Genomic DNA, 25,205 nt, shown 5'->3' on the forward strand with positions numbered 1-25,205 from the left:
ACGCATGGGCGTGCGAACAGCGCTTCCATGCTTCAGCGACACGCGTTTTACGGCATCGACGCGGTCGCGGCGCGGGCGATCACACCAGCAACAGCGTGAGAATCTGCGCGGCAGAGGTTGGATGCGCCGGGGGCGACCGCGATGTTGGCGGAGGTCGGGATCCTGGCTGCAGTGCCGCCGGCCGCCGGCCACCCGCTGCGATTGCACAGGCGCCGTGCGTGCGTACGCATGCACTGATCGGCGTGGCTGCGCACGCCGTTGCGCCGAGTGTGCGCGGAGGTGCGCGTCATGCTCACTAACATCATCCGGTTCGCGATCGCGCAGCGTTGGCTGATGCTGGCGTTGACGGCGGTGTTGGTTGCGATCGGCGCGTGGAGTTTTTCGCGCCTGCCGATCGATGCCACGCCCGACATCACCAATGTGCAGGTGCAGGTCAATACGGCCGCGCCGGGGTATTCGCCGTTGGAGTCGGAGCAGCGGGTGACGTTCCCGCTGGAGACGGTGCTGGCAGGATTGCCGGGGCTGGAGTCCACGCGCTCGTTGTCGCGCTACGGCTTGTCGCAGGTCACCGCCGTGTTTGCCGATGGCACCGATCTGTACTTTGCGCGGCAGCAGGTGGCCGAGCGGCTGCAGCAGGTCAAGTCGCAACTGCCGGCCGACCTGGAGCCGCAGCTGGGGCCGATCGCCACCGGCCTGGGCGAGATCTTCATGTACACGGTGGAAGCCAAACCGAATGCGCGCAAACCCGATGGCAGTGCGTGGACGGCCACCGATCTACGCACCCTGCAGGATTGGGTGGTGCGCCCACAGTTGCGCAACGTGCCCGGCGTGACCGAGGTCAACACCATCGGCGGCTATGCGCGGCAGATCCATATCACCCCGGATCCGGCACGCCTGGTCGCACTGGGCTTCACGCTGGACGATGTGGCGCGCGCGGTGGACGCGAACAATCGCAACATCGGCGCCGGCTATATCGAACGCAACGGCCAGCAGTTCCTGGTGCGGGTGCCGGGGCAGGTGGATGACATCGCCCAGATCGGCGCGATCGTGCTGGATCGACGCGAGGGTGTGCCGATCCGGGTGCGCGATGTGGCGCAGGTTGGCGAGGGCCGCGAGTTGCGTACCGGTGCGGCCACCCAGGACGGCAGCGAAGTGGTGCTCGGCACGGTGTTTATGCTGGTCGGTGCCAATAGCCGCACCGTGGCGCAGGCCGCAGCGCAGCGGCTGGAAGTGGCCAATGCCAGTCTGCCGGCCGGCGTGCAGGCGGTGCCGGTCTACGATCGCACCGCACTGGTGGACCGCACCATCGTCACCGTCGCCAAGAACCTGGTCGAAGGCGCGTTGCTGGTGATCGTGGTGCTGTTCCTGTTGCTGGGCAACGTGCGCGCGGCCCTGATCACCGCGGCGGTGATTCCGTTGGCGATGTTGTTCACCCTCACCGGCATGGTGCGCGGTGGCGTGTCCGGCAACCTGATGAGCCTGGGCGCGCTGGATTTCGGCTTGATCGTCGATGGCGCGGTGATCATCGTGGAGAACTGCCTGCGCCGCTTCGGCCAGGCGCAGCTGCGCCTGGGGCGGGTGCTCGAGCGCGATGAGCGTTTCGAACTGACCGCCGAGGCCACTGCCGAGGTGATCCGTCCCAGCCTGTTCGGTCTGGGCATCATCACCGCGGTGTACCTGCCGGTGTTCGCGCTCACCGGTATCGAAGGCAAGATGTTCCACCCGATGGCGATCACCGTGGTGCTGGCGCTGACCGGCGCGATGCTGCTGTCGTTGACCTTCGTGCCGGCGGCGATCGCCTTGTTGCTCGGCGGCAAGGTGGCCGAGCACGAAAACCGCGCGATGCGCTGGGCGCGCGGCGTGTATGCGCCGTTGCTGGATCGCGCGCTGCGTCACGGCCGTTGGGTCGGTCTCGGTGCGTTGGCGGCGGTGGCGCTGTGCGCGGTCCTGGCCACGCGCCTGGGCAGCGAGTTCATCCCGAACCTGGACGAGGGCGATATCGCGCTGCACGCCTTGCGCATTCCCGGCACCAGCCTGGAACAGGCCATCACCATGCAATCCACGCTGGAAAAACGCATCAAGCAGTTTCCGGAAGTGGCGCATGTGTTCGGCAAGCTCGGCACCGCCGAAGTGGCCACCGATCCGATGCCGCCGTCGGTGGCCGATACGTTCCTGATCATGCATCCGCGCGAACGATGGCCGGATCCGCGCAAGCCCAAGGCGAAACTGGTGGCCGAGATCGAGCAGGCAGTGAAGCAGCTGCCCGGCAACAACTACGAGTTCACCCAGCCGATCCAGATGCGCATGAACGAGCTGATTTCCGGCGTGCGGGCGGACGTGGCGATCAAGGTCTACGGCGATGACCTGGACACGCTGGTCACCCTGGGGCAACGCGTGCAGGAAGTCGCCAGCACGGTGCCGGGTGCGGCCGACGTGAGCCTGGAGCAGGCCACCGGCCTGCCGATGCTGGCAGTGGTGCCCGATCGCGCCGCGCTGGCCGGGTACGGGCTCAATCCCGGCGTGGTCCAGGACACGGTGGCGGCGGCGGTGGGTGGGCAGGCGGCCGGGCAGCTGTTCGAAGGCGACCGCCGGTTCGACATCGTGGTGCGGCTGCCGGAAGGGCTGCGGCAGGACCCGACGGCGTTGGCCGATCTGCCGATTCCGCTGAGCGGCGATGGCGAGCGCGCCGATGCCGACGAGTCCAGTCGCGCGGCCGGTTGGCGCAGTGGCGAGCCGACCACGGTGCCGCTGCGCGAAGTCGCCAGGGTCGACACCGTGCTCGGGCCCAACCAGATCAACCGCGAGGACGGCAAGCGCCGCATCGTGATCACCGCCAACGTGCGCGACCGCGACCTGGGCGGATTCGTCGCCGAGGTGCAGCAGCGCGTGCGGGCCGAGGTGGTGCTGCCCACCGGCTACTGGATCGGCTACGGCGGTACCTTCGAGCAACTGATCTCCGCCGGCCAGCGCCTGGCCTGGGTGGTGCCGGGGACCTTGCTGTTGATCTTCGCGCTGCTGTACTGGTCGTTCGGCTCGCTGCGCGATGCGCTGGTGGTGTTCAGCGGCGTGCCGCTGGCGCTGACCGGCGGTGTGGTGGCCTTGGCGCTGCGCGGCCTGGCCTTGTCGATCTCCGCCGGCGTCGGCTTCATCGCGCTGTCGGGGGTGGCGGTGCTCAACGGCCTGGTGATGATTGCCTTCGTGCGCAGCCTGCGGGCCGAGGGCCTGTCGCTGGAGCAGGCACTGCGCGAAGGCGCGCTGAGCCGTCTGCGCCCGGTGCTGATGACCGCGCTGGTGGCCGCGCTGGGCTTCGTGCCGATGGCCTTCAACGTCGGCGCCGGGGCCGAGGTGCAGCGCCCGCTGGCCACGGTGGTGATCGGCGGCATCGTCTCGTCCACCCTGCTGACCTTGCTGGTGCTGCCGGTGCTGTACCGCTGGCTGCACCGCGAGCGGCAGGGGCGGCTTGCACCGAAGGCGGTTGGTTGAGACGTGACAGGATCCCGGCAGGCGCGTCTGCCGGGATCCGAATGGCCGCAGCCTCAGTCAGCGGTGGATAGGCAAGGGGTGCCGGGCGCCAGGCGGCACACAACGGTGGTGCAGGCTAAGTGCTTGCGGCACAAGGAATTGCCGTGCATAATGCGCGGCTCGCTGTGCCCGGATCGCTCCGGATGGCGGCACCCAGCGCGATGGGGTTGCCGGCTTGTTCCCAGCGTAAGTTCTTGATTCCCAACGTTGCGTGGCAGCTTGATGCTGTCGGGGCCGCCGCTCCCCAGGCTATGGGTGGCAATTCATTTATCGAGGTGCGTAATGTCCCGCGTATGCCAAGTGTCCGGCAAGCGTGTGCAGACGGGTAACAACGTCTCCCACGCAAACAACAGAACCCGTCGTCGCTTCCTGCCCAACCTGCATGAGCGCCGCTTCTGGGTCGCCAGCGAGAACCGTTGGGTGAAGCTCCGTGTCTCCGCGCATGCATTGCGCACCATCGACAAGAACGGGATTGATGCCGTTCTGAAAGAGCTGCGTGCGCGCGGCGAAAAGGTCTGAGGAGTAAGCAGTCATGGCAAAAGGCAAGCGTGACAAGATTCGTATGATTTCCTCGGCCGCTACCGGCCACTTCTACACCACGGACAAGAACAAGAAGAACACTCCGGGGAAGATGGAAATGATGAAATACGACCCGGTCGTGCGTAAGCACGTGATGTACAAGGAAGGCAAGATCAAGTAATCCACCGATTACCGATCTGCATCCAGCAAACACCCGCCGCAAGGCGGGTGTTTGCGTTTGTGGAAATCGATCGCGGTGTTCTTGACGGGTATCGATGATTTTTCCGATTACACGTCCCTTATCCAGCGTGCATACCCCTCTCCCTCCGGGAGAGGGGTTGGGGTGAGGGTACGACGGGGCGAAGCCACTCGCAGTGGTTTGAGTACCAGAGGCTTTGCACTACCCTCATCCGCCCCTGCGGGGCACCTTCTCCCGGTGGGAGAAGGGAGCGAGACGTCGTTTTTCCGATTGCACGCACCGTTAGTAGTTTGCAGTTCGAGGCGAAGCAGTCGGTGTTTTACTTCTGACGGCGCGTGGCGACGCGTTTGACGTCGCAGGCGGTGACTGCTCTCCGAGGCGCCCCTCATCCGCCCTGCGGGCACCTTTTTTTCCCGATGGGAGAAGGGAACACCGCTACAGCCCGCGCGCGCGCAACTGCGCATCCAGCCGCGGATACACCCGCCGCGCATTGCCTTCGAACACCTTGCGCCTGTCGGCGTCGGACATCGCCAAGGCATCGATATAGCGCTTGGTGTCGTCGAAATACTGGCCGGTCTGCGGGTCGATGCCGCGCACCGCGCCCACCATCTCCGAGCCGAACAGGATGTTGTCGATGTCGATGACCTCGAACAGCAGGTCGATGCCGGGCTGGTGATACACGCAGGTATCGAAGAACACATTGCGCATCACATGCGTGGACAGCGGCGGCTTGCCGAGCATGTCGGCCAGGCCGCGGAAGCGGCCCCAGTGATACGGCACCGCGCCGCCGCCGTGCGGGATGATGAAGCGCAGGTCCGGGAAATCGGCGAACAGGTCGCCTTCGAGAAACTGCATGAACGCGGTGGTATCGGCGTTGAGATAATGCGCACCGGTGGCGTGGAAGTTGGCATTGCAGCTGCCCGACACATGCACCATCGCCGGCACGTCGAGCTCGACCATTTTCTCGAAGAACGGATACCAGGCGCGATCGGTCAATGGCATGCCGTTCCAGTGGCCGCCGGACGGGTCGGGATTGAGGTTGCAGCCGACAAACCCGAGTTCGGAGACGCAACGTTCCAGCTCGGCGATCGATTGGGCGATCGGCACGCCCGGCGACTGCGGCAGCTGGCACACGCCGATGAAGGTGTGCGGATACAGCTGCACCACCCGCGCGATCAGGTCGTTGCAGTGGCGCGTCCACACCTGGCTGACCGCTGCGTCGCCGATGTGGTGCGCCATGGTGCTGGCGCGTGGCGAGAAAATCGTCATGTCCGCACCACGCTCGCGCAGCAGGCGCAGCTGGTGCTGCTCGATGCTTTCGCGCAATGCGTCGTCGGAGATGGACGGATACACCGGCGCGGGCAGGGTCGGGTCGTCGTAGTGCGCGATCTGCGCCTTGCGGAAGGTGTCATGCGCCGCGGGCGCGGTGGTGTAGTGGCCGTGGCAGTCGATGATCATGGCAGGGGTCTTCTCGGGGCAGCGGGATCAGGGAGCAAACGACCACGTGCGCGGGAGGCTGACCCACACGGCGCGCGGAACCTGCAGGTGCCTACGTAGGTTGCGGCCCGCGCATGGATGCTCAGCCGCAGGTCGTTGCCGCAGGTGGTGCCGGCCACGCTGCAAGGCAGGCGCAGGGAGCGGGCGTGGCATTGGCGATGGCCATCGATCCAGCCCGCTGGCGCATCCATCCGCTCAGCCATACAGCTGCCCATCGAACAGTTTGCGTGCGGTGCGCAGCACCGCGGCACGCACCACCTCGCCGCGTGCGTCTACGGTGATGACGCAGCTGCTCGCACCGCTGGGATGTTCGACCTCCAGCTGCTGCGTGCTGCCGCCAGGCAGCTGCGCCAGCGCATGTGCGGGCGAGCCTGGCAGCAGGCAGGCAGTGGCCACGGTGACGGCGCCGAGGACGCCGATCGAGGCATGGCAGCGGTGCGGAATGAACGAGCGCACGCTGATCGCGCCGCCGTGGCGCGGGGCGGCGACCAGCATCATCTTCGGCACGGTGGCCTCGGCGACATCGCCCAGCCGCATCAATGGGCCGGCCTGTAGACGAAGCGATTGCAGGCGGCTTTTCAGCGTATCGTCGGCATCGAGCGTGTTGCGGTCTTCGTAACCGCTGATGCCGAGATCGCTGGCGCGCAGCACCACGCAGGGCATGCCGTTGTCGATCAGCGTGGCCTGCACGCCATCCAGGAGATCGACACGGTTGCCGGTGGGCAGCAAGGCGCCACATGAGGAGCCGGCGATCCCGGCAAAGGTCAGCGCAATCGGCGCGGCGGTGCCGGGCACGCCGTCGATGCGGGCGTCGCCGTCGTAGCGCACCTGGCCGCCGGGCGTCTGCACGCTGGCGGTGGCCAGCGTGCCGGTGTTGCGCATGAAGATGCGCACCTCGGTCTCGCCATCGCGTGCCGGCAACAGGCCGCGTTCCAGTGCGAACGGCGCAACCCCGGCCAGCATGTTGCCGCAGTTCTGCGCGTCGCTGACCTGTGCCTGTTCCACCGACACCTGCAGGAACAGATAGTCCACGTCGGCATCGGCGCGCGCCGAGCGCGACACCACCGCCACCTTGGAGGTCAGCGGGTCGGCGCCGCCCATGCCGTCGATCTGGCGGACATCCGGCGAGCCGTAGGCGCGCAGCAGGAAGGCATCGCGCGCGGCGCGCTCGCCCGGCAGCTCGTCGGCCAGGAAAAAGCCGCCCTTGGAGGTGCCGCCGCGCATCCACATCGCGCGTACCTGCTCAGACATAGCGCAGGCCCTTGGCCGCCAGGCGTTCGCGCATGGCGTAGATGTCCAGGCCCAGTTCGCCGCGTGCCAGGCGCTCGCGTTTGAGCAGCTCGCGCGCTTCGCGCGCCTGCGCTTCGGCCAGCACGGCGGCAGCGGTGGCGCGTGGCACCACGCAGACGCCATCGTCGTCGGCCACCACCACATCGCCCGGTTGCACCAGCGCGTCGGCGCAGACCAGCGGCACGTTGACCGAACCCAGCGTCTCCTTGATGGTGCCCTGCGCGCAGATCGCGCGGCTCCAGGCGGGAAACTGCATCCCCGTGAGGTCGCGTACATCGCGGACCCCGGCATCGATGACCAGCCCGCGGCAGCCACGCGCCTGCGCCGAGGTGGCCAGCAGATCGCCGAAGTAGCCGTCGCAACAGGCGCTGGTTGGCGCGACCACCAGCACGTCGCCAGGCTGCAGCTGCTCGATGGCCACATGCATCATCCAGTTGTCGCCGGGCGGGATCGATACGGTGACGGCGGTGCCGGCGATGCGGCAGCCGGTGTAGATCGGGCGCAGCCGATGATGCAGCAGGCCGCTGCGCCCCTGCGCCTCGTGCACGGTGGCCACGCCGGCCTGCGCAAGCCCGTCGGCGATGGCCAGCGGGGTGCGCTCGATCCGGGTGACGACCTGGCTCATCCATCCATCCTCGTTAGGAGTGCGCCGAGTCTGTGCGGCGATCGCCTGCTGGCTCAAGATTCATTTGAGGTATGCATATTGGTTTTGCTTATAGTTAGAGCATGCCGCCGACTCCCGAGCCGAACCTTCGCCATCTGTACGCCCTGGCCGTGGTGCATCGGCTGGGCAGCATCAGCGCGGCCGCGCCGCAGGTGAACCTGTCGCAGCCGGCATTGACGCAGGCGGTGGCGCGGCTGGAACAGCAGCTCGGCGCGCGCCTGTTCGAGCGGCATCCGGGCGGCATGGTCGCCACCGAGGCCACGCAGCTGCTGGTGCCGCGCATCGAGCGGGCGTTGGCGCAACTGGGGCGCGGCATCCGGGTGGCACGGCGGGCGCTGCGGCTGCCGGCGCGCCCCGGCCTGGAGCGACGGGTTTCGCTGGGGCAGCTGCAGGCGTTGGTCGCGGTGGACCTGGCGGGGAGCTATTCGCTGGCGGCGGCGCGCGCCGGGGTCTCGCAGCCGGCGATCTACCGCGCGGTGCAGTCGCTGGCCGATGTGGTCGAGGTGCCGCTGACGGTGCGTCGCGGCAAGACCGTGCAAGCCACGCCGGTGGCCACGCGGCTGTTGCGGCAGGTGCGCCTGGCGCTGGCCGAATTGCGCGCCGGCCTGGACGACGTTGCCGGGTTGCGCTCGCAGCATGCCGGCCGGATCGCGCTGGGGGTGATGCCGTTGGCGCGGGCGATCCTGCTGCCGCAGGTCCTGGCGCGGTTTGCGCGCGCGCATCCCGGTGCCAGCGTCAACGTGGTCGAAGGCCCGTATGCCGAATTGCTGGCGCATCTGCGCGAGGGCGGGCTGGATCTGCTGATCGGTGCGCTGCGCGAGCCGTTGCCGCTGCGCGATGTGCTGCAGGAGCCATTGTTCGACGACGAGCCGGTGATCGTGGCGCGCAGCGGGCACCCGCTGGCCGGGCGCGCCTATGCGTTTGCGCAGCTGCTGGACTATCCCTGGGTGATCGCCACCACCGGCACGCCGGTGCGCGCGCGCTGGGAGCGCATGTTTCGCGATCAGCAGATCGAGCCACCGGCACTACGCATCGAGTGCGGCGCGGAACTGACCATCCGCGGGCTGCTGCTGGAAGGCGACTGGCTCACGCTGATGTCGCGCGACCAGTTCCTGTTCGAGCGCCGCGCCGGGTTGCTGTGCGAGATCGGCCGCGCCGGGCCGCAACTGCGCCGCCAGATCGGCATGACGCTTCGCAGCGACTGGCATCCCACCCGCGCGCAGTCGGCGTTCGTGCAGACGCTGCGGCAGGTCTGCGCCGAGCGCGTGCAGCCGGCCGATGCGCAGGGCGGGCCGTTTCGCTATTGCGTGCCGATCGACGCGCCCGCCCCGTTGCGTTCACACACCGGGCGGTCAGAATCGGAACCTTCTTGAGAACGGATTGCTGATGCTGCCTGACTGGTTGCAAGGGACCTGGCTGCTGGCGCTGGACTGGGTGATTCGCCTGGCCGCACTGTTGTGGATTCCGGCCCGCACCACGCCCGGTGCAGCGCGTAGCTGGTTGCTGCTGATCGGCTTCGTGCCGGTGGTCGGCCTGCCGCTGTATCTGCTGTTCGGGCATCCGTGGCTCTCGCGGGTGCGGGTGGAACGCCAGGCCACCGCCTCGCAGGTGATCCGCGAGCAGCAACTGCCGCTGCATGCCTTGCGCTGGACCCCGCAGGCGGATACCAGCAGCGCCGAGGTGGTGCCGCTGATCGAACGCCAGGGCGATTTCATGCCCACGCTGGGCAATGCGGTGGAGTTGCTGGACGACTACGCGCAATCGCTGCAGGCCCTGGTCACGGCGATCGACACGGCGCAAAAGCGCGTGCACCTGCTGTATTACCTGATGTTCGACGATGCGGTGGGCGATGCAGTGGTCGCTGCGCTGCAACGCGCCAGCGCGCGCGGCGTGCGTTGCCGCGTGCTGCTGGATGCGGTGGGCGCCAAGCGCGGTCTGCGCCATTACCGCAAGCGGCTGCAGGATGCTGGCGTGGACGTGCTGGCGGTGTTGCCCGGCGGCCTGCGCTGGCGCCGCAGCGGGCGCATGGATCTGCGCAACCACCGCAAGATTGCGGTGATCGACAACCAGGTGGGTTTCGTCGGCTCGCAGAATCTGGCCGAGGCCGGCTTCATCGATGGCGTGCCCAATCGCGAGCTGGTGGCGCGCGTGCGCGGGCCGGTGGTCAATCATCTGGAAGCGGTATTCGCCAGCGACTGGTTCACCGAAACCGGGCAGCGCCTGGACGTGTGGCCGGACGCACCGGTCTGCGAGGCCAACATCGCCACGCAGTTGCTGCCCAGCGGGCCGGCGTATCCGTTCGAGAATGCACGCGATGCGATCAACGCGGTGATCCATCTGGCGCGCCGCAAGGTGGTGCTGGTGACGCCGTACTTCGTTCCCGACGAAGCCTTGCTCAGCGCCTTGCGCATCGCTGCGGTGTCCGGCGTGGATGTGCAGCTGATCCTGTCGGAGAGCAACAACCAGGTCCTGGCGGCCTGGGCGCAGGAGGCGTATTTCGAGGAGCTGCTGCGCTGCGGGGTCAAGATCGCGCTGTACCGCCCGCACTTCCTGCATGCCAAGCACCTGAGCATGGATGAGGACATCGCACTGGTCGGCTCGATCAACCTGGACATCCGCTCGTTCGCGCTCAATGCCGAGATCGGCATGCTCTGCTACGACCGGGGCGTGGTGCAGCGGCTGCGTGCGATCGAGCAGGATTACCTGGCCAACGCCCGCCAGCTGGACCTGGAGCAGTGGCGCACGCGCCCGGCCTGGCGCCGCAGCCGCGAGGGCATTGCACGCCTGGCCGATGCGTTGATGTAGACCTTGCGTGTGTTGCCCGGTTCACGCGGTGCAGTGCCCGGTGGAGCGTGGGTGGTGCCTGCGATGGCAGGCGTCATGCTGGGTGCAAGCGTGGGCCAGCAAGGCCTTACCGGGTGCGGGCGTGCCCGCGCTGCAACTGATGCCTCAGGCGACCTCTATTGGACGGGCGCGGCAGTCGACCGGTCTGTCTGCACGGTGCTACCCCGGCCATTGCGGCGGGCATGGCCACTGTCATCGGTGCGACGCGACGCATCGCCTACAATTACCGGATGAATGAACTGCGTGATCCCGGCGATGCAGTGATCGCCATCGTTGGCGGTGGCGCATCCGGTGTGCTGGTGGCGCTGCAGCTGCTACGTCAGGCCGTGGCGCCGCTGCAGATCGTGCTGATCGAGCCGCACGCGGTGCTGGGCGAGGGCGTGGCCTACTCCACCACGCGGCCGGAACATCTGCTCAACGTGCCCGCCGCGCGGATGAGTGCGTTGGTGGAGGCACCGCAGGATTTCGTCGATTACCTGCGTGCGCACAGCTGCTGCCCGGAGCTGGAGGACGCGCAGCTGCCGCAGCACTTCGTCGGGCGTCGGCACTACGCGCCTTACCTGCGCAATCGCCTGCAGGCTGCGCGTGCGCAGGGTCCGGCGACGCTCACCGTGCACGGCGCCCGCGTACAGACATTGCAATGCGATGCCGATGGCGCGCTGTTGCAGCTCGACGATGGACAGACCCTGCAGGCCACCAGCGTGGTGCTGGCGGTAGGCAATGCGTTGCGGCCGTTGCCACTGCGCGGGGCCACCGGCCTGTCGGCAGCGCAGCGGGTGGAAGCCTGGGATACCGAGGCGGTCGCCGCGTTGCCGCAGGAGGCGGCGGTGTGCATCGTCGGCTCGGGACTGAGCATGGCCGACACGGTGGTAACGCTGGCCGCGCAGGCGCATCGCGGTGCGGTACACGTGGTATCGCGGCATGGGCTGCTGCCGTTGCCACAGGTGCACTGCGTTGCGGCGGACTTCGATCCGCAGCCGTTGCTGGCGCTGCCGCTGCGTGCGCGCATGCGCAGCGTGCGGCAGCATGCGCGGGTTGCGATGGCGCAAGGCCTGCCCTGGCAGAGCGTGATGGAGCGTCTGCGCCCGCTGAGCCAGGCCTTGTGGCAAACGCTGTCGATCGCCGACCAACGCCGCTTCCTGCGCCATGTGGTGCGCTATTGGGATGTGCATCGCCACCGCATCGCCGCGCCGGTGCATGCGCAGTTGCAGGCGATGCGCGCGCGCGGGCAACTGCAGCTGCATCGCGCGCGGCTGGAGGTGGCGTACCAGGCCGGTGCCTGCGTGCGGCTCAGTGCCGGCGCCAGTGCCGGGCATCCGCTGCAGCTGGATGTGCAGACGCTGGTCAACGCCACCGGCGTGGAAATGCGCGTGCAGGCGATGCGCAACCCGCTGCTGCAGCAGCTGCTGGGGCAGGGCATTGCGGTCGCCGGGCCGCATGGGATCGGGGTGGATACCGATGCCGATGGCTGCCTGATCGATGCCGATGGGCGCGCCAATCCGCGGCTGCGGGTGATCGGCAGCCTGCGGATCGGTTCGTTGTGGGAGAGCCTGGCGGTACCGGAGCTGCGTGAGCAGGCAGCGGCGATTGCGCGGGATGTGTTGGGACTGCTTGGGCGGTGATTGATCGGCGTCGCTCCCTTCTCCCGCCGGGAGAAGGTGGCGCGTAGCGCCGGATGAGGGCGCCTCAGACATCTACCAGTGCCTGCAGTGACAAACGCGTCGCCACGCGCCTTCGGACGTGATGCCCCGACTGCTTCGCCTCGTACCCTCACCCCGACCCCCGCTCCGCGCCCGCGCCCGGGTTCGGGCGCGGCCCACGTCTTGCGACGCGGGCGATCCAGGACACGCGCGCCAATGGCGCGCAAGCGGCGTCTCTTCGCCCCACCGGGAGAGGGGCCTTATGTCCTTCTCCCATTGGGATAAGAGGCGCCGCAGGGGCGGATGAGGGCAGGGCGCAGCGCCGCATTCCCAACCGCTTCATCGCAATCTCAGCCGCAGCGACGCCACAACCGGTAAAATGCGGCGGTGGATGTCTCTCATTTGCTCGATCATTTAAACCCCGCCCAGCGCGAGGCCGTTTCCGCGCCGCCGGGGCATTACCTGGTGCTGGCCGGCGCCGGCTCCGGCAAGACGCGCGTGCTGATCCATCGCATTGCCTGGCTCAACGAAGTCCAGGGCGTGCCCAACCACGGCATCTTCGCGGTGACCTTCACCAACAAGGCCGCCGGCGAAATGCGCCACCGCACCGACCTGCAGCTGCGCAACGGCAGCCGCGGGATGTGGATCGGCACCTTCCATGGGCTGGCGCATCGGTTGCTGCGCCTGCACTGGCAGGATGCGCGGCTGCCGGAAGGCTTCCAGGTCATGGACAGCGACGACCAGCTGCGGCTGGTCAAGCGCGTGGTGCAGGCGCTGGAGCTGGACGAGGGCAAGTATCCGCCCAAGCAGATGAGCTGGTGGATCAACGAGCAGAAGGACGAAGGCCGCCGTCCGCAGCATATCCAGCCCGAGCCCAACGACGACTGGACCGAGGTGCGCCGGCAGGTGTACGCGGCCTACCAGGAACGTTGTGACCGCTCCGGCCTGCTTGACTTTGCCGAGTTGCTGCTACGCGCGCATGAACTGCTGCGCGACACCCCGGCCTTGCTGGCGCATTACCGTGCGCGCTTCCGCGAGATCCTGGTCGACGAGTTCCAGGACACCAACGCCATCCAGTATGCCTTTGTGCGCGTGCTGGCCGGCGAGACCGGGCATGTGTTCGTGGTCGGCGACGACGACCAGGCCATTTACGGCTGGCGTGGTGCCAAGGTCGAGAACGTCCAGCGCTTCCTGAAGGATTTTCCCGGCGCGCAGACCGTGCGGCTGGAGCAGAACTACCGTTCCAGCGCCAATATCCTGGGCGCGGCCAATGCGGTGATCGCGCACAACCCGGACCGCATCGGCAAGCAGCTGTGGACCGATTCCGGCGACGGCGATCCGATCGACCTGTATGCGGCCTACAACGAGGTCGACGAGGCGCGCTATGTGGTCGAGCGCGCGCGGCAGTGGGTGCGCGACGGCGGCAGTTACGGCGAAGTGGCGGTGCTGTATCGCAGCAACGCGCAGTCGCGCGCGCTGGAAGAAGCGCTGATTTCCGAGCAGCTGCCGTACCGCGTGTACGGCGGCATGCGCTTCTTCGAGCGTGCCGAAATCAAGGATGCATTGGCGTACCTGCGCCTGCTTACCAACCGCAGCGACGATGCCGCGTTCGAGCGCGCGGTCAACACGCCCACGCGCGGCATCGGCGATCGCACGCTGGATGAAGTGCGCCGCCTGGCACGCGCCAATGCGTTGTCGCTGTGGGAAGCGGCGATGTTGTGCACGCAGGAAAACACCCTGGCCGCGCGCGCGCGCAATGCGCTGGCCACGTTCCTGAGCCTGGTCGGCCAGCTGCATGCCGAAACCGGCGACATGGAACTGGCCGAACGTATCGACCATGTGCTGATGCGCTCGGGCCTGCGCGAGCACTGGGCCAAGGAAAGCCGCAGCGGGCTGGATTCGGAATCGCGCACCGAGAACCTGGACGAACTGGTGTCGGTGGCCTCGCGCTTCACCCGCCCGGACGATGAAGACAGCCAGGGCATGACCGAGCTGGTGGCCTTCCTGGCCTACGCCTCGCTGGAGGCCGGCGAAGGCCAGGCGCAGGCCGGCGAAGAAGGCGTGCAGCTGATGACGCTGCATTCGGCCAAGGGCCTGGAATTCCCCATCGTGTTCCTGGTCGGCCTGGAAGATGGCCTGTTCCCCAGCGCACGCTCGCTGGAAGAAAGCGGCCGGCTGGAAGAAGAGCGGCGCCTGGCCTATGTGGGCATCACCCGTGCGCGGCAGAAGCTGGTGCTGTGCTACGCCGAATCGCGGCGCATCCACGGCCAGGACAACTACAACGTGCCCTCGCGCTTCCTGCGCGAAATCCCGCGCGAGCTGCTGCACGAGGTACGCCCGAAAGTGCAGGTCTCACGCACCGCGTCGCTGGGCGCGACGCGCGGCGGCCCGGTACACGGCGTGGTCGAAGCCGCACCGATCAAGCTCGGTGCCAATGTCCAACACCCCAAGTTCGGCGGCGGCGTGGTCGTGGACTATGAAGGCGCCGGCGGGCATGCACGCGTGCAGGTGCAGTTCGACGACGTCGGCGCCAAGTGGCTGGTGATGGCCTACGCGAATCTGACGGTGGTATAGGCGGGGCGAGCAATCGCACTGCGTCGCGGGGTGTGTTCGGTAGGCGGCAGCCGCGTCCTGATCCGGCCGGACAGTGTCATCGGCATGAAGGCACTGCCGGCAGCATTGGTGCATCGCCCGATGCATTCACTGCGGCATCCGTGACACCCTTGCGTTCGAATCGAACGCAGGCAGACCCACGGCCCGATGCGCACCGAAAAACACAAGATGCTGGCAGGCGAGCTCTACAACGCTGCCGATGACCAACTGCAGGCCGACCAGGTGGCCGCGGCCGACTGGATGGCGCGCTACAACGCCAGCGCCGCGCAGCCGTCTGCCCACCGGCACGCGCTGCTGGTCGAGCGCTTGGCCGAGGTGGGTGCAGGCGCGGTGATCCGCCCGCCGTTTCATTGCGACTACGGCTACAACATCCGCCTGGGCGCCGGCGTGTTCCTCAACTTCAACTGCGTGATCCTGGATGTCTGCGAGGTCAGCATCGGCGAGGGCACGCAGGTGGGCCCGGCGGTGCAGTTCTATGCCGCCGACCATCCGCGCGACGCGGCAGGACGCTCCAGCGGTCTGGAGTTCGGGCGACCGATCCGCATCGGGCGCAACGTGTGGATCGGTGGCGGTGCGATCATCCTGCCGGGCGTGTGCATCGGCGATGATGCGGTGATCGGCGCCGGTGCGGTGGTCACCCGCGATGTGCCGGCCGGCGCGACCGCGCTGGGCAATCCGGCGCGTATACGTGCACGCCGCGACGCTGCCGATGCAGCGCCAACCGATTGAGTATTGCAGCAACCCGCGTGGCGGCATTGATGCGGATCAAGGCGTGTGCCGCAGCGGACTGTCAGGCTGATTCCACCGGCAGCCAGGCCGGTCATCCAAGGAGGTCACCATGTACAAACGTATCCTGATCGCCATCGATGCGTCCGAGTTGTCGCATCGCGGGTTGTTCCAAGGCCTGGAGTTGGCCAAGGCCACCGGTGCCAAGGTGGATATCGTCACCGTGTCCGAGCCGTGGGCGATGGGCATGTACGACGCGATGGGCTGGAGCGTGGGCTACGAGGCAAGTCCGGAGTACCGCAAGGAACGCGAAGCTGCCGCAGAGAAGATCCTGCGCCCGGCGCTGGAGCTGGCAGCCGCGGCCAATATCAAGGCCACCTCGCGCCACGTGCTGGACCGCTTCGCCGCCGAAGGCATCGTTCAGACCGCCAAGGAGTGCAACAGCGATCTGATCATCATGACCTCGCACGGCCGCCGCGGCATGCGCCGCGTGCTGCTCGGCAGCCAGACGGTGGAAGTGCTCACGCACAGTTCGATTCCGGTGCTGGTGATCCGCTGACTGCCGGACGTCTTGCTGCGCAGGACCACCGGCAGCGCATCGCGCGCTCAAATCGCACATCCTCTTGGCGGCACGTCTTTTCGTAGGAGCGCGCCCGAGCGCGACGAAGCGTTACCGGCCACACCCATCGCGCGCAGGCACCGCTCCTACGCCGATTGGATCAGCGTTCCATCGGCTCCGGCCGAGCTGCAGCAAGGCGTGTGGCGTGTGCAAGACGCCGTAGCGCTTCGGGATGCAGCAGGTCGCGATCCAGCAAGGCTGCGGAGCGCACCGGCGGCATGCCGGTACGCACCGGCGCGTCTTCCCGGAGCGGGTGCGGGCTCAGCTCGCGCATGAAGCGCCATAGCGGCATGGCGTGCCCGCGGCGTGGCGCATGCGTCGGCCGCGCGGCACGGCACTGGCGGCGCCACTGCACCGGCGGCATGCCGAAACGCTGCTGGAAACAGCGTTGGAACTGGCGCTCCGATGCAAAGCCTACTTCGTACAGCAACCAAGTCAGGCTGCACTCCGGGTAGGCCTGCAGATAGCGGTGCGCGGTGCACAGGCGCCGCTCGCGGATATGGCGGGCCACCCCGCCACGCGACTGGAACAGCCGGTACAACGACGCACGCGACACCGCGAACGCCTGCTGCAGGGACCCGGTACCGAGCTCGGCTTCGCCGATATGCTGCTCGATATAGGCCAGCAGCTCGCTCATCAGCGGCGCGTGCGCCTCCACCGATGCGGAGGCCTGCGGGACGATGGCATTGTCATAGCCGGTGTTGCTCATGCGGGTGCTACCTGCGGCCCGCTCCCCGGGGCCTGTCATCTGACCAACCGAGAAAAGCGGCGCCAGGCCATCACCGCGTTTCGTGAACCCGGCGCTGCGTCACGCGTCGGTGCGATCGATGCCGATCCAGGCCAACCGGCCGGCCCCTTCCTCGATGCACCGCGGCGCTGGGAAGCTGCATGGACGCTGCCTGTGCCTTGGGTGGCGGCCAACGCAAAGCCAATCGCAACGGCATCGCATCGAGGTCAGATTGGGAACGGCGCTGGCTGGAGAAAATGCAGCATGGCAGGCTGGCCGTTGCGCGGGATGCTTGGGTACCAAGCCCCGGCTGATCGAGCGAGCTAAACCGTTTGGTTTTGAAACGCCCACCCGATCGCCAATGCGGGATACTGGGTTCTCACGCAGGCGAGATGGCCCGATGTCCGAGCTGCCGATCACCGAGTTGTTGCAGGCCTGGCAGCGCGACGAACCCGGCGCGGGCGATGCATTGGCGCGGCAGGTGTACACGGCGCTGCGCGAGACCGCGTTGCGGGCGCTGCGGCGCGATGCACGCGCGGGCTTGCAGGCGACCGAGCTGGTACATGAGGCGTGGATGCGGCTGGAGCAGGGCCAGCAGGGGTTTCAGTCGCGCGCGCATTTCTATTCGGTCGCCGCGCTGCAGATGCGCCATCTGTTGGTGGATCTGGCGCGGCGGCAGGCCAGCGCCAAGCGGCTCGGGCAGGCGGTAACGTTGACGATCAGCCTGTCCGATGGCGCGCCGCGGCCGGAGGCGTTGCTGATGGTGGCCGATGCCTTCGACAAGCTGGCGCGCGTGGATGAGCGCAAGGCCAAGGCATTCGCGCTGACCGAACTGGTGGGTTTCAGCGTGGCCGAGGCGGCCGCGCAACTGGAGGTATCGGTGCCGACGCTGGAGCGCGATCTGCGCTTTGCGCGGGTGTGGCTGGCGGCGCAGCTATGAGCAGTGCCGCCACCTCCTGGCAGCGATTGGAAGCCTTGTTCCATCAGGCCTGCCAGCTGCCGGTGGACGCGCGCCAGGCGTTTGCGCGCGCGCAGGCCGGCGAGGATGTGGTGCTGCGCGATACATTGCTGGCGATGCTGGCAGTGGAATCGCAGGCCACGCTACGCGTCCGCGCACCGTTGAAACAGGCCGTGGCGGCTTTGCGCGCGCCATTGCCGGAACTGCCGGCCGGTACCCGCTTCGGTGCATGGGCGATCGACCGTCTGATCGGTGCCGGTGGCATGGGCCAGGTATATCTGGGCCATCGCGCCGACGGTGCGTACGAGCGCGAGGTGGCGATCAAGCTGGTCGCCGCCGACGCGCTGGATGTGCAGGGCCGCGCGTTGTTCGAGTTTGAATGTCGCTTGCTGGCGCAGATGGTGCACCCGGCGATCGCGCAGATCCACGACGTGGGCACCGACGCGCACGGCCGCCCGTACCTGGTGATGGAATACCTGCGCGGCGAGCCGATCACCTGGTGGTGCGATGCACATCTGTTGTCGCTGCAGGCGCGTGTGCAGCTGATGCTGCGGGTCAGCGAAGCGGTGCAGCATGCGCACCAGAAAGGCGTGATCCATCGCGACCTCAAGCCCGGCAACGTCTTGGTCAGCGACGTCGACGGGCGGCCGATGCCGGGCGTGATCGACTTCGGCATCGCGATCGATGCGGCCAACCCGGCCATGCGCTTCGCGCAGGGGCGCGGCACGCCCGGCTACATGAGTCCGGAACAGGCGCGCGGCGCCCAGGACATGGACGCACGTAGCGACATCTATGCACTGGGCGCGATGTTCTATGAGTTGAGCTGCGGGCTGGCGCCGGTGGCCGGGCGCGATGGATTGCCGCAGCCACCATCGCAACGCGTGGCGGCGGTACCGGCCGACGCGCGTGCGCGGATCTGCGCGGCACGCGCGACCACGCATCCGCGACTGCAGCAGCAACTGCGCGATGGCCTGGATGCGATCGTGTTGTGCGCGTTGGCGCCGGAGCCTGGTGCACGCTATGCATCGGTGTCGGCCTTGATGGACGATCTGCATCGCTGGCTCGACGGGTATCCGCCACGCGCCCTGCAGGCCGGCCATTGGTTGCGCGTGCGCAAGTTTGCCCAGCGCCACCGCAGTGGCGTGTTGGCTGCCGCCCTGGTGTCCACTGCGCTGATTGCCGGCCTGGGCGCAACGTTGTGGTCGCTGCAACATGCTGCGCGCGATGCGCAACGCGCGCAGGTCACCGGCGATTTCATGAGTTCGGTATTGTCCAGCGTGGATCCGGGCATTGCGCAGGGTCTGGACAAGACGCTGATGCTGCGCGTGCTGCAGCAGGCGTCGCAGCGTGCCGCGCGCGAGCTGGCCGACCAGCCGGACGCGCGTCTCCAGGTGGAGCTGACGCTGGGCCGCACGCTGATCGCGCTTGCCGACTATCCGCAGGCGGCGGCGCATCTGCGGACTGCGCATGCACTGGCGCAGCGCAGCAAGGGCGCTGCCAGCCTGCAGGCATTGCAGGCAGCGTCGATGCTCGGCCAGGCGCTGACTGGCGCCGGCAAGGCGGGCGAGGCCGAACAGGCGCTACGCCAAGGCATGGCGCAGGCAGCGCACGGCAACGCGAGGCAGCAGGCGCTGGGCAATGAAATGCGTGCGTGGCTGGCGTGGACGCTGCGCGGCCAGGGTCGCATGCGCGATGCACTGATGGAGGGCCGGCACGCCTATGTCGCTGCCGTGGCCAACACGTCCACCACTGCCGACCAACGCATCGACGCGGGCAATGTCTATGCCGGCATTCTGGCCGACGTCGGGCAACTGACCCCGGCGATTGCGTTGCAGCGCAGCCTGCTGCGCGAGCGGGTTGCCGCACATGGTCCCGACCATCCGCTGGTCGTGCCGATGCGCAACAGCCTGGCCATGTTCCTACTGATGCAGCGCGATTTTGCCGCAGCCGAAACCGAACTGGCCGCGCTGCTGCGCGTCACCCGCAAGCTCTATGGCGATAACGCCGCCGATACCTTGATGGTGGAAGGCAACCTGGCCCATGCATTGCGTCAGCAGGGCAAGCTGGCCGAGGCCGGCCCGCATTACCGCGCCGCGATGGAGCGTGCGCGCACCGTGTTCGGCGACGATGCGCAAGCCACCATCACCTACCGCAGCAACCATGCCCTCTGGCTGCTGGATGCCGGGCAGGTGGATGCCGCATTGGCCGAACAACGCGCATCGCTGGCCTCGTCCCTGCGTGTGTTGGGCCGGGCGCATCCACAGACCGCCGAGATCCTGCGCGGCATGTCCGAGGCCGAGCGCAGGCTCGGCCAGCGGGCTGCCGCGCGCGCTCACGCACAGCAGGCCTTGCAGATCCTGACCGGCATCTACGGCGATGCCGAGGAGCCGTTGCGTGCCGCACGCCTGACCTTGGCGCAGGTCACCCCGGCCAGTGCGCTTCCTGCCACTGCCAGCGCACCGAACACGGCCGCGGTTGCGCAACGCTGAGAGCCCGTGCCGGTCCCGAATCCCGAATCCCGAATCACCAGCTATACAGCTTCCAATACACCTTGTTGACCTTGTCCCTCTCGGCATCGGTATGCCCATCGTGATCGCGGTCGTACAGGAAGTAGGGCGCCCCGCGTGCAGGCGTCACCCGCACCATTTCCAGCTGGCCGTTGACGCGGTACTCGTCGACCTTGTCGCCGTTGCCCATGGTCTTGCTGGTCACATCCGCGCCGGCCGGCACATCGCCGACCGCACCGCTGGTGGCGCAGCCGCCGAGCAGCAGTAACGGCAGCAGCAAAAGACTCGCTCTGATCATTGTCGTCATCCGTTCTAGGTCGTCGGCCAGTATGCGCTGGCAAGGTGTAGCGTGGGCGTGCAGCGTAGAATTGGCGCATGAGCAGATTAGTCCTGATCGACGGGTCCAGTTACCTGTACCGCGCGTTCCACGCGCTTCCGCCACTGACCAACGCCCAGGGCGAGCCCACCGGCGCCTTGTTCGGCGTGGTCAACATGCTGCGCGCCACCCTGAAGGAGCGCCCGGCCTATGTCGCGTTCGTGGTGGATGCGCCGGGCAAGACCTTCCGCGATGACCTGTATGCCGACTACAAGGCCAATCGCCCGTCGATGCCCGACGACCTGCGCGCGCAGGTGCAGCCGATGTGCGACATCGTGCATGCGCTGGGCATCGACATCCTGCGCATCGATGGCGTGGAAGCCGACGATGTGATCGGCACCCTGGCCCTGCAGGCCGCCGCCGATGGCCTGAGCGTGACCATCTCCACCGGCGACAAGGACTTTGCCCAGCTGGTCCGCCCGGGCATCGAGCTGGTCAACACCATGAGCGGCAGTCGCATGGATTCGGACGCGGCGGTGATCGCCAAGTTCGGCGTGCGCCCCGACCAGATCGTCGACCTGCTGGCGCTGATGGGCGACACCGTCGACAACGTGCCCGGCGTGGAAAAGTGCGGCCCCAAGACCGCCGCCAAATGGCTGGCCGAATACGAGTCGCTCGATGGCGTGATCGCCAACGCCGACAGGATCAAGGGCAAGATCGGCGACAACCTGCGCGCCGCGTTGCCACGGCTGCCGCTCAACCGTGAGCTGGTCACCATCAAGACCGACGTGACGCTGGCCAGTGGCCCGCGCGCGCTGGACCTGCGCGAGCCCAACGCCGAGACGCTGGCGGTGCTGTACGCCCGCTACGGCTTCACCCAGGCGCTGCGCGAACTCGGCGGCGCCGCTGCCCAGGCCGGCCTGCCGACCGAACCGGTGGCGCTCGGCGCCGCCGCCGCCAGCGCCCGCACCGAACCCGGCCGCGCCCGCGGCACCGGTTTCGTGTCCGGCCCGGTCAGCGCCCCTGTGGAGGTGGACCCGGCGCTGTCGGCACCCGGCCAGTACGAGACCATCCTGACCCAGGAACAGCTCGACGGCTGGATCGCGCGCCTGCGCGCCGCCGGCCAGTTCGCCTTCGATACCGAAACCGACAGCCTGGATCCGCTGCAGGCCGACCTGATCGGCCTGAGCGTGGCCGCCGAGCCCGGCCAGGCGGCGTATCTGCCGTTCGGCCACAACTTTCCCGGCGCCCCGGCCCAGCTCGACCGCGCCCAGGCGCTGGCGCAGCTGGCGCCGCTGCTCACCGACCCTGCGGTACGCAAGCTCGGCCAGCACGGCAAGTACGACCTGCACGTGATGCGCCGCCACGGCATCGCCCTGGCCGGCTATAGCGACGACACCCTGCTGGAAAGCTTCGTGCTCAATTCCGGCAGCGCCCGCCACGACATGGACAGCCTGGCCAAGCGCTACCTGGGCTATGACACGGTCAAGTACGAGGACGTCTGCGGCAAGGGCGCCAAGCAGATCCCGTTCGCCCAGATCAGCCTGGAGGATGCCACCCGCTACGCCGCCGAAGACGCCGACATCACCCTGCGCCTGCACCAGGTGCTCGGCCCCAAGCTGGCCGCAGAACCCGGCCTGGAGCAGGTCTACCGCGACATCGAGATGCCGCTGGTGGAGGTTCTTGCACGCATCGAGGCCAACGGCGTGTGCGTGGACGCGGCCGAACTGCGCCGCCAGAGCGCGGACCTGTCCAAGCGCATGCTCGCCGCCCAGCAGAAAGCCACCGAGCTGGCCGGGCGCAGCTTCAACCTGGATTCGCCCAAGCAGCTGCAGGCGCTGCTGTTCGACGAGCTCAAGCTCCCCGCGGTGGTCAAGACGCCCAAGGGCCAGCCCTCGACCAACGAAGAGGCGCTGGAGGCCATCGCCGACCAGCACGAGCTGCCGCGGGTGATCCTGGAATACCGCGGCCTGACCAAGCTGCGCAGCACCTACACCGACAAGCTGCCGGAGATGATCCACCCGCAGTCCGGGCGCGTGCACACCAGCTACCACCAGGCCGGTGCGGCCACCGGGCGGCTGTCCTCGTCCGATCCGAACCTGCAGAACATCCCGATCCGCACCGAGGACGGCCGCCGCATCCGCCGCGCCTTTGTCGCCCCGGCCGGGCGCAAGCTGATCGCCTGCGACTACTCGCAGATCGAGCTGCGCATCATGGCGCACCTGTCCGGCGACCCCGGCCTGGTGGGCGCGTTCGAGTCCGGTGCCGACGTGCACCGCGCCACCGCCGCCGAGGTGTTCGGCCGCACCATCGACACCGTCAGCGGCGACGAGCGCCGCGCCGCCAAGGCGATCAACTTCGGCCTGATGTACGGCATGAGCGCCTTCGGCCTGGCCCGCCAGCTCGGCATCGGCCGAGGCGAGGCGCAGGACTACATCGCGCTGTACTTCAGCCGTTACCCCGGCGTACGCGACTTCATGGAGACCACCCGCCAGCAGGCGCGCGACAAGGGCTACGTGGAGACGGTGTTCGGCCGCCGGCTGTATCTGGATTTCATCAACGCCGGCAGCCAGGGCCAGCGTGCCGGCGCCGAGCGCGCTGCCATCAATGCGCCGATGCAGGGCACCGCCGCCGACATCATCAAGCGCGCCATGGTCAGCGTGGACGGCTGGATCGCCGAGCACGCGCAGCGCGCGCTGATGATCCTGCAGGTGCACGACGAACTGGTGTTCGAAGCCGAGACCGATTTCGTCGACACGCTGCTGAGCGAAGTGACCGCGCGTATGTCGGCTGCTGCTGAATTACGCGTGCCGCTCGTGGTCGACTCGGGGGTTGGCGACAACTGGGATGAGGCGCATTGATGCAGGAGCGGCGCCGATATGCTGAACGCGCAGACCAGACATAATGCGTATCGGACCTGCGCTGATGGAATGAATAACCGCTAAATTCTACATTTTTTTAACAGGTATCTTCACGATCCATCAATGTAGAAAATGGTGTTATATCCCTCGACGGGCGCAACGCCTGTCGTCAGATCTCTCCCATCCCCTGGAGCAGATCTCGGAACGGAAACTACTCCCCAAGTTTCCGTTCCCTGGCCCCGCCGACCTCCCCCTGGTCTGCGGGGCTTTTTATTTTCGGCGTCGAATTATTTTGCTACGCAACATAACCGGTTCAGCGCATTGCGCATTCACCGGTACCGTTGGTAATCACAAATTTAAATGGGCTGAATTACTTCAATTAATCAACACAGCGTTTCATCAGTACCGTGTTCTTTATCTGGATTCAGCCCAGCCAGTCGCGCGGTACCAGATAGTCCATCAGCCGCGCCTCGGCGCTACCCGGTTCCGGCGTGAAGCCATATTCCCAGCGCACCTGTGGCGGCAGGCTCATCAGGATGCTTTCGGCACGCCCGCCACTTTGCAGGCCGAACAGCGTGCCGCGGTCGTAGACCAGGTTGAACTCCACGTAGCGGCCACGGCGGTAGAGCTGGAACTGGCGTTCGCGTTCGCCATAGGGCGTGTCCTTGCGGCGCGTGACGATCGGCAGGTAGGCATCCAGGAAGCCGTCGCCGACCGCGCGCTGGTAGGCGAAGTCGCGTTCGAAATCCTGACCCAGGTCGTCGAAGAACAGCCCGCCCACGCCACGGGTCTCGTTGCGGTGACGCAGGAAGAAGTACTCGTCGCACCAGTGCTTGTGCGCGGCATAGCGTTCCTCGCCGAACGGCGCGCACAATGCCTGCGCGGTGCGGTGCCAGTGCAGCACGTCCTCGTCGACCGGATAGAACGGGGTCAGGTCGAAGCCGCCACCGAACCAGGCCGCCACCACTTCGCCATCGCGCTCGGCGCGGAAGTAGCGCACGTTGGCGTGGGTGGTGGGGACATGCGGATTGTGCGGATGGAACACCAGCGACACGCCACAGGCGCGCCACGTCGCCCCGGCCAGCTCGGGCCGATGCGCACTGGCTGACGGCGGCAGGCGCGAGCCGGACACATCGGAAAACCCGATGCCGGCCTGCTCGAACACCGCGCCATTGCGCAGGATGCGGGTGCGTCCGCCACCGCCTTCCTCGCGTTGCCATAGGTCTTCGGCAAAACGCGCGCTGCCATCGATGGCTTCCACGGCAGCGCAGATACGATCCTGCAGGCCGGTCAAATAATCGCGTACACGGTCGAATTCGTTCATGCCACGATTCTAAGCGCTGCGTCGCGCTTCTTGCAGTCGGGCAAACGCGCCCGTTTGTCGCAGGGCGAGGCGCTGCGTCGTGTGGGGATCGGGCGCATGAGCAGCCAGGCTTTGCTGCGTCGTCCCACACCAGGCTTCACGCCTGGCGTTTTCCGTTGGGTTGGGCGGTGTGGGCGAGGCAGAAGCACGAGCAAAAGCAAAAGCAAAAAAAGCAGGGCGTTGATCTGCTGGTTTGCTGCAGGGCCCTTGCCCGCCCACCATCGCAGGACACGCCGCAAGTACGTCCTTGTAGGCTCTTACGCGGCATCCATGCCGCGTAAGGTCCCGCGACGGTAGGCGGGCAAGGACCAGTCGAGATGGCCGGTGTACATGGAAAGAG

At 67.4% G+C, this 25,205-nt stretch carries 18 protein-coding genes; 12 read left to right on the top strand and 6 right to left on the bottom strand.

Going from position 1 to position 25,205, the window contains the following annotated elements:
- Positions 1–288 precede the first annotated feature (288 nt).
- The 3 genes from EO170_RS04795 to rpmG all read left to right on the top strand — a co-directional run bounded on the left by EO170_RS04795 (position 289) and on the right by rpmG (position 4,222).
- The gene (locus EO170_RS04795) at positions 289–3,483 is read left to right on the top strand and encodes a CusA/CzcA family heavy metal efflux RND transporter (RefSeq protein WP_126942894.1); all 3,195 of its coding nucleotides are present in this window, start codon (positions 289–291) and stop codon (positions 3,481–3,483) included.
- A gap of 321 nt (positions 3,484–3,804) precedes the next feature.
- On the top strand, positions 3,805–4,041 hold the full coding sequence (gene rpmB / locus EO170_RS04800) for a 50S ribosomal protein L28 (RefSeq protein ID WP_002809459.1): 237 nt from the start codon (positions 3,805–3,807) through the stop codon (positions 4,039–4,041).
- Positions 4,042–4,054: 13 nt separating this feature from the next.
- Positions 4,055–4,222, top strand: a complete 168-nt coding sequence (gene rpmG, locus EO170_RS04805) for a 50S ribosomal protein L33 (protein WP_002809462.1) — start codon at positions 4,055–4,057, stop codon at positions 4,220–4,222.
- 453 nt (positions 4,223–4,675) lie between these two features.
- Here the strand turns inward: rpmG and EO170_RS04810 are convergent, their stop codons facing one another.
- The 3 genes from EO170_RS04810 to EO170_RS04820 form a co-directional block, all read right to left on the bottom strand.
- A complete protein-coding gene (locus tag EO170_RS04810; RefSeq protein ID WP_126942897.1) occupies positions 4,676–5,698 on the bottom strand; it encodes an amidohydrolase family protein in 1,023 nt (340 codons plus the stop codon).
- A gap of 234 nt (positions 5,699–5,932) precedes the next feature.
- Positions 5,933–6,988 carry a 4-oxalomesaconate tautomerase gene (locus EO170_RS04815; protein ID WP_126942900.1) on the bottom strand — a complete coding sequence of 352 codons (1,056 nt, stop codon included), beginning with the start codon at positions 6,986–6,988 and terminating at the stop codon, positions 5,933–5,935.
- On the bottom strand, positions 6,981–7,652 hold the full coding sequence (locus EO170_RS04820; RefSeq protein ID WP_126942903.1) for a 4-carboxy-4-hydroxy-2-oxoadipate aldolase/oxaloacetate decarboxylase: 672 nt from the start codon (positions 7,650–7,652) through the stop codon (positions 6,981–6,983). Before EO170_RS04820 ends, EO170_RS04815 begins: the two co-directional genes overlap by 8 nt.
- A gap of 101 nt (positions 7,653–7,753) precedes the next feature.
- Here EO170_RS04820 and EO170_RS04825 point away from each other — a divergent pair, with 101 nt between their 5' ends.
- The 6 genes from EO170_RS04825 (at position 7,754) to EO170_RS04855 (ending at position 16,073) form a co-directional block, all read left to right on the top strand.
- Positions 7,754–9,064: a LysR substrate-binding domain-containing protein gene (locus EO170_RS04825; RefSeq protein ID WP_126942906.1), complete on the top strand. Its 1,311-nt coding sequence runs from the start codon at positions 7,754–7,756 to the stop codon at positions 9,062–9,064.
- A gap of 13 nt (positions 9,065–9,077) precedes the next feature.
- On the top strand, positions 9,078–10,496 hold the full coding sequence (gene cls, locus EO170_RS04830; RefSeq protein WP_104650350.1) for a cardiolipin synthase: 1,419 nt from the start codon (positions 9,078–9,080) through the stop codon (positions 10,494–10,496).
- Positions 10,497–10,765: 269 nt separating this feature from the next.
- Entirely contained in the window at positions 10,766–12,157 is a 1,392-nt protein-coding gene (locus EO170_RS04835; RefSeq protein WP_126942909.1) for an FAD/NAD(P)-binding protein, read from the top strand.
- A gap of 405 nt (positions 12,158–12,562) precedes the next feature.
- Complete coding sequence (gene uvrD / locus EO170_RS04845; protein WP_104585164.1) at positions 12,563–14,749, top strand: DNA helicase II; 2,187 nt, start codon at positions 12,563–12,565, stop codon at positions 14,747–14,749.
- Positions 14,750–14,935: 186 nt separating this feature from the next.
- Entirely contained in the window at positions 14,936–15,517 is a 582-nt protein-coding gene (locus EO170_RS04850; RefSeq protein WP_126942912.1) for a sugar O-acetyltransferase, read from the top strand.
- A gap of 109 nt (positions 15,518–15,626) precedes the next feature.
- On the top strand, positions 15,627–16,073 hold the full coding sequence (locus EO170_RS04855) for a universal stress protein (RefSeq protein WP_104585166.1): 447 nt from the start codon (positions 15,627–15,629) through the stop codon (positions 16,071–16,073).
- Positions 16,074–16,233: 160 nt separating this feature from the next.
- Here the strand turns inward: EO170_RS04855 and tagK are convergent, their stop codons facing one another.
- Positions 16,234–16,908 carry a transcriptional regulator TagK gene (tagK, locus tag EO170_RS04860; protein WP_126942915.1) on the bottom strand — a complete coding sequence of 225 codons (675 nt, stop codon included), beginning with the start codon at positions 16,906–16,908 and terminating at the stop codon, positions 16,234–16,236.
- Between the two features lie 352 nt (positions 16,909–17,260).
- Between tagK and ecfK the strand changes: the two genes are divergently transcribed.
- Complete coding sequence (ecfK, locus tag EO170_RS04865; RefSeq protein WP_104650338.1) at positions 17,261–17,800, top strand: ECF-type sigma factor EcfK; 540 nt, start codon at positions 17,261–17,263, stop codon at positions 17,798–17,800.
- Positions 17,779–20,307 carry a serine/threonine-protein kinase gene (locus EO170_RS04870; RefSeq protein ID WP_126942918.1) on the top strand — a complete coding sequence of 843 codons (2,529 nt, stop codon included), beginning with the start codon at positions 17,779–17,781 and terminating at the stop codon, positions 20,305–20,307. The genes ecfK and EO170_RS04870 overlap by 22 nt, the downstream gene beginning before the upstream one ends.
- Positions 20,308–20,341: 34 nt before the next feature.
- On the opposite strand, the gene EO170_RS04875 is transcribed toward EO170_RS04870, so the two are convergent.
- A complete protein-coding gene (locus tag EO170_RS04875; protein WP_104585172.1) occupies positions 20,342–20,623 on the bottom strand; it encodes a DUF2782 domain-containing protein in 282 nt (93 codons plus the stop codon).
- A gap of 77 nt (positions 20,624–20,700) precedes the next feature.
- On the opposite strand from EO170_RS04875, the gene polA reads away from it, so the two are divergent.
- Positions 20,701–23,502 (top strand): DNA polymerase I, encoded by a 2,802-nt coding sequence (gene polA, locus EO170_RS04880; RefSeq protein WP_126942921.1) that lies wholly within the window; start codon positions 20,701–20,703, stop codon positions 23,500–23,502.
- A 424-nt stretch (positions 23,503–23,926) separates the two neighbouring features.
- On the opposite strand, the gene hemF is transcribed toward polA, so the two are convergent.
- A complete protein-coding gene (gene hemF / locus EO170_RS04885) occupies positions 23,927–24,826 on the bottom strand; it encodes an oxygen-dependent coproporphyrinogen oxidase (protein ID WP_126942924.1) in 900 nt (299 codons plus the stop codon).
- Between the last annotated feature and the right edge of the window lie 379 nt (positions 24,827–25,205).

This window comes from Xanthomonas sp. BRIP62409 (assembly GCF_003992965.1).
Taxonomy (GTDB): domain Bacteria; phylum Pseudomonadota; class Gammaproteobacteria; order Xanthomonadales; family Xanthomonadaceae; genus Xanthomonas; species Xanthomonas euroxanthea.

Bases quoted from the DNA above. Each gene is read 5' to 3' on its own strand.
- EO170_RS04795 (WP_126942894.1), top strand. From the start codon at position 289: ATGCTCACTAACATCATCCGGTTCGCGATCGCGCAGCGTTGGCTGATG.
- rpmB (WP_002809459.1), top strand. From the start codon at position 3,805: ATGTCCCGCGTATGCCAAGTGTCCGGCAAGCGTGTGCAGACGGGTAAC.
- rpmG (WP_002809462.1), top strand. From the start codon at position 4,055: ATGGCAAAAGGCAAGCGTGACAAGATTCGTATGATTTCCTCGGCCGCT.
- EO170_RS04810 (WP_126942897.1), bottom strand. From the start codon at position 5,698: ATGATCATCGACTGCCACGGCCACTACACCACCGCGCCCGCGGCGCAT.
- EO170_RS04815 (WP_126942900.1), bottom strand. From the start codon at position 6,988: ATGTCTGAGCAGGTACGCGCGATGTGGATGCGCGGCGGCACCTCCAAG.
- EO170_RS04820 (WP_126942903.1), bottom strand. From the start codon at position 7,652: ATGAGCCAGGTCGTCACCCGGATCGAGCGCACCCCGCTGGCCATCGCC.
- EO170_RS04825 (WP_126942906.1), top strand. From the start codon at position 7,754: ATGCCGCCGACTCCCGAGCCGAACCTTCGCCATCTGTACGCCCTGGCC.
- cls (WP_104650350.1), top strand. From the start codon at position 9,078: ATGCTGCCTGACTGGTTGCAAGGGACCTGGCTGCTGGCGCTGGACTGG.
- EO170_RS04835 (WP_126942909.1), top strand. From the start codon at position 10,766: ATGAATGAACTGCGTGATCCCGGCGATGCAGTGATCGCCATCGTTGGC.
- EO170_RS04850 (WP_126942912.1), top strand. From the start codon at position 14,936: ATGCGCACCGAAAAACACAAGATGCTGGCAGGCGAGCTCTACAACGCT.
- EO170_RS04855 (WP_104585166.1), top strand. From the start codon at position 15,627: ATGTACAAACGTATCCTGATCGCCATCGATGCGTCCGAGTTGTCGCAT.
- ecfK (WP_104650338.1), top strand. From the start codon at position 17,261: ATGTCCGAGCTGCCGATCACCGAGTTGTTGCAGGCCTGGCAGCGCGAC.
- EO170_RS04875 (WP_104585172.1), bottom strand. From the start codon at position 20,623: ATGATCAGAGCGAGTCTTTTGCTGCTGCCGTTACTGCTGCTCGGCGGC.
- polA (WP_126942921.1), top strand. From the start codon at position 20,701: ATGAGCAGATTAGTCCTGATCGACGGGTCCAGTTACCTGTACCGCGCG.
- hemF (WP_126942924.1), bottom strand. From the start codon at position 24,826: ATGAACGAATTCGACCGTGTACGCGATTATTTGACCGGCCTGCAGGAT.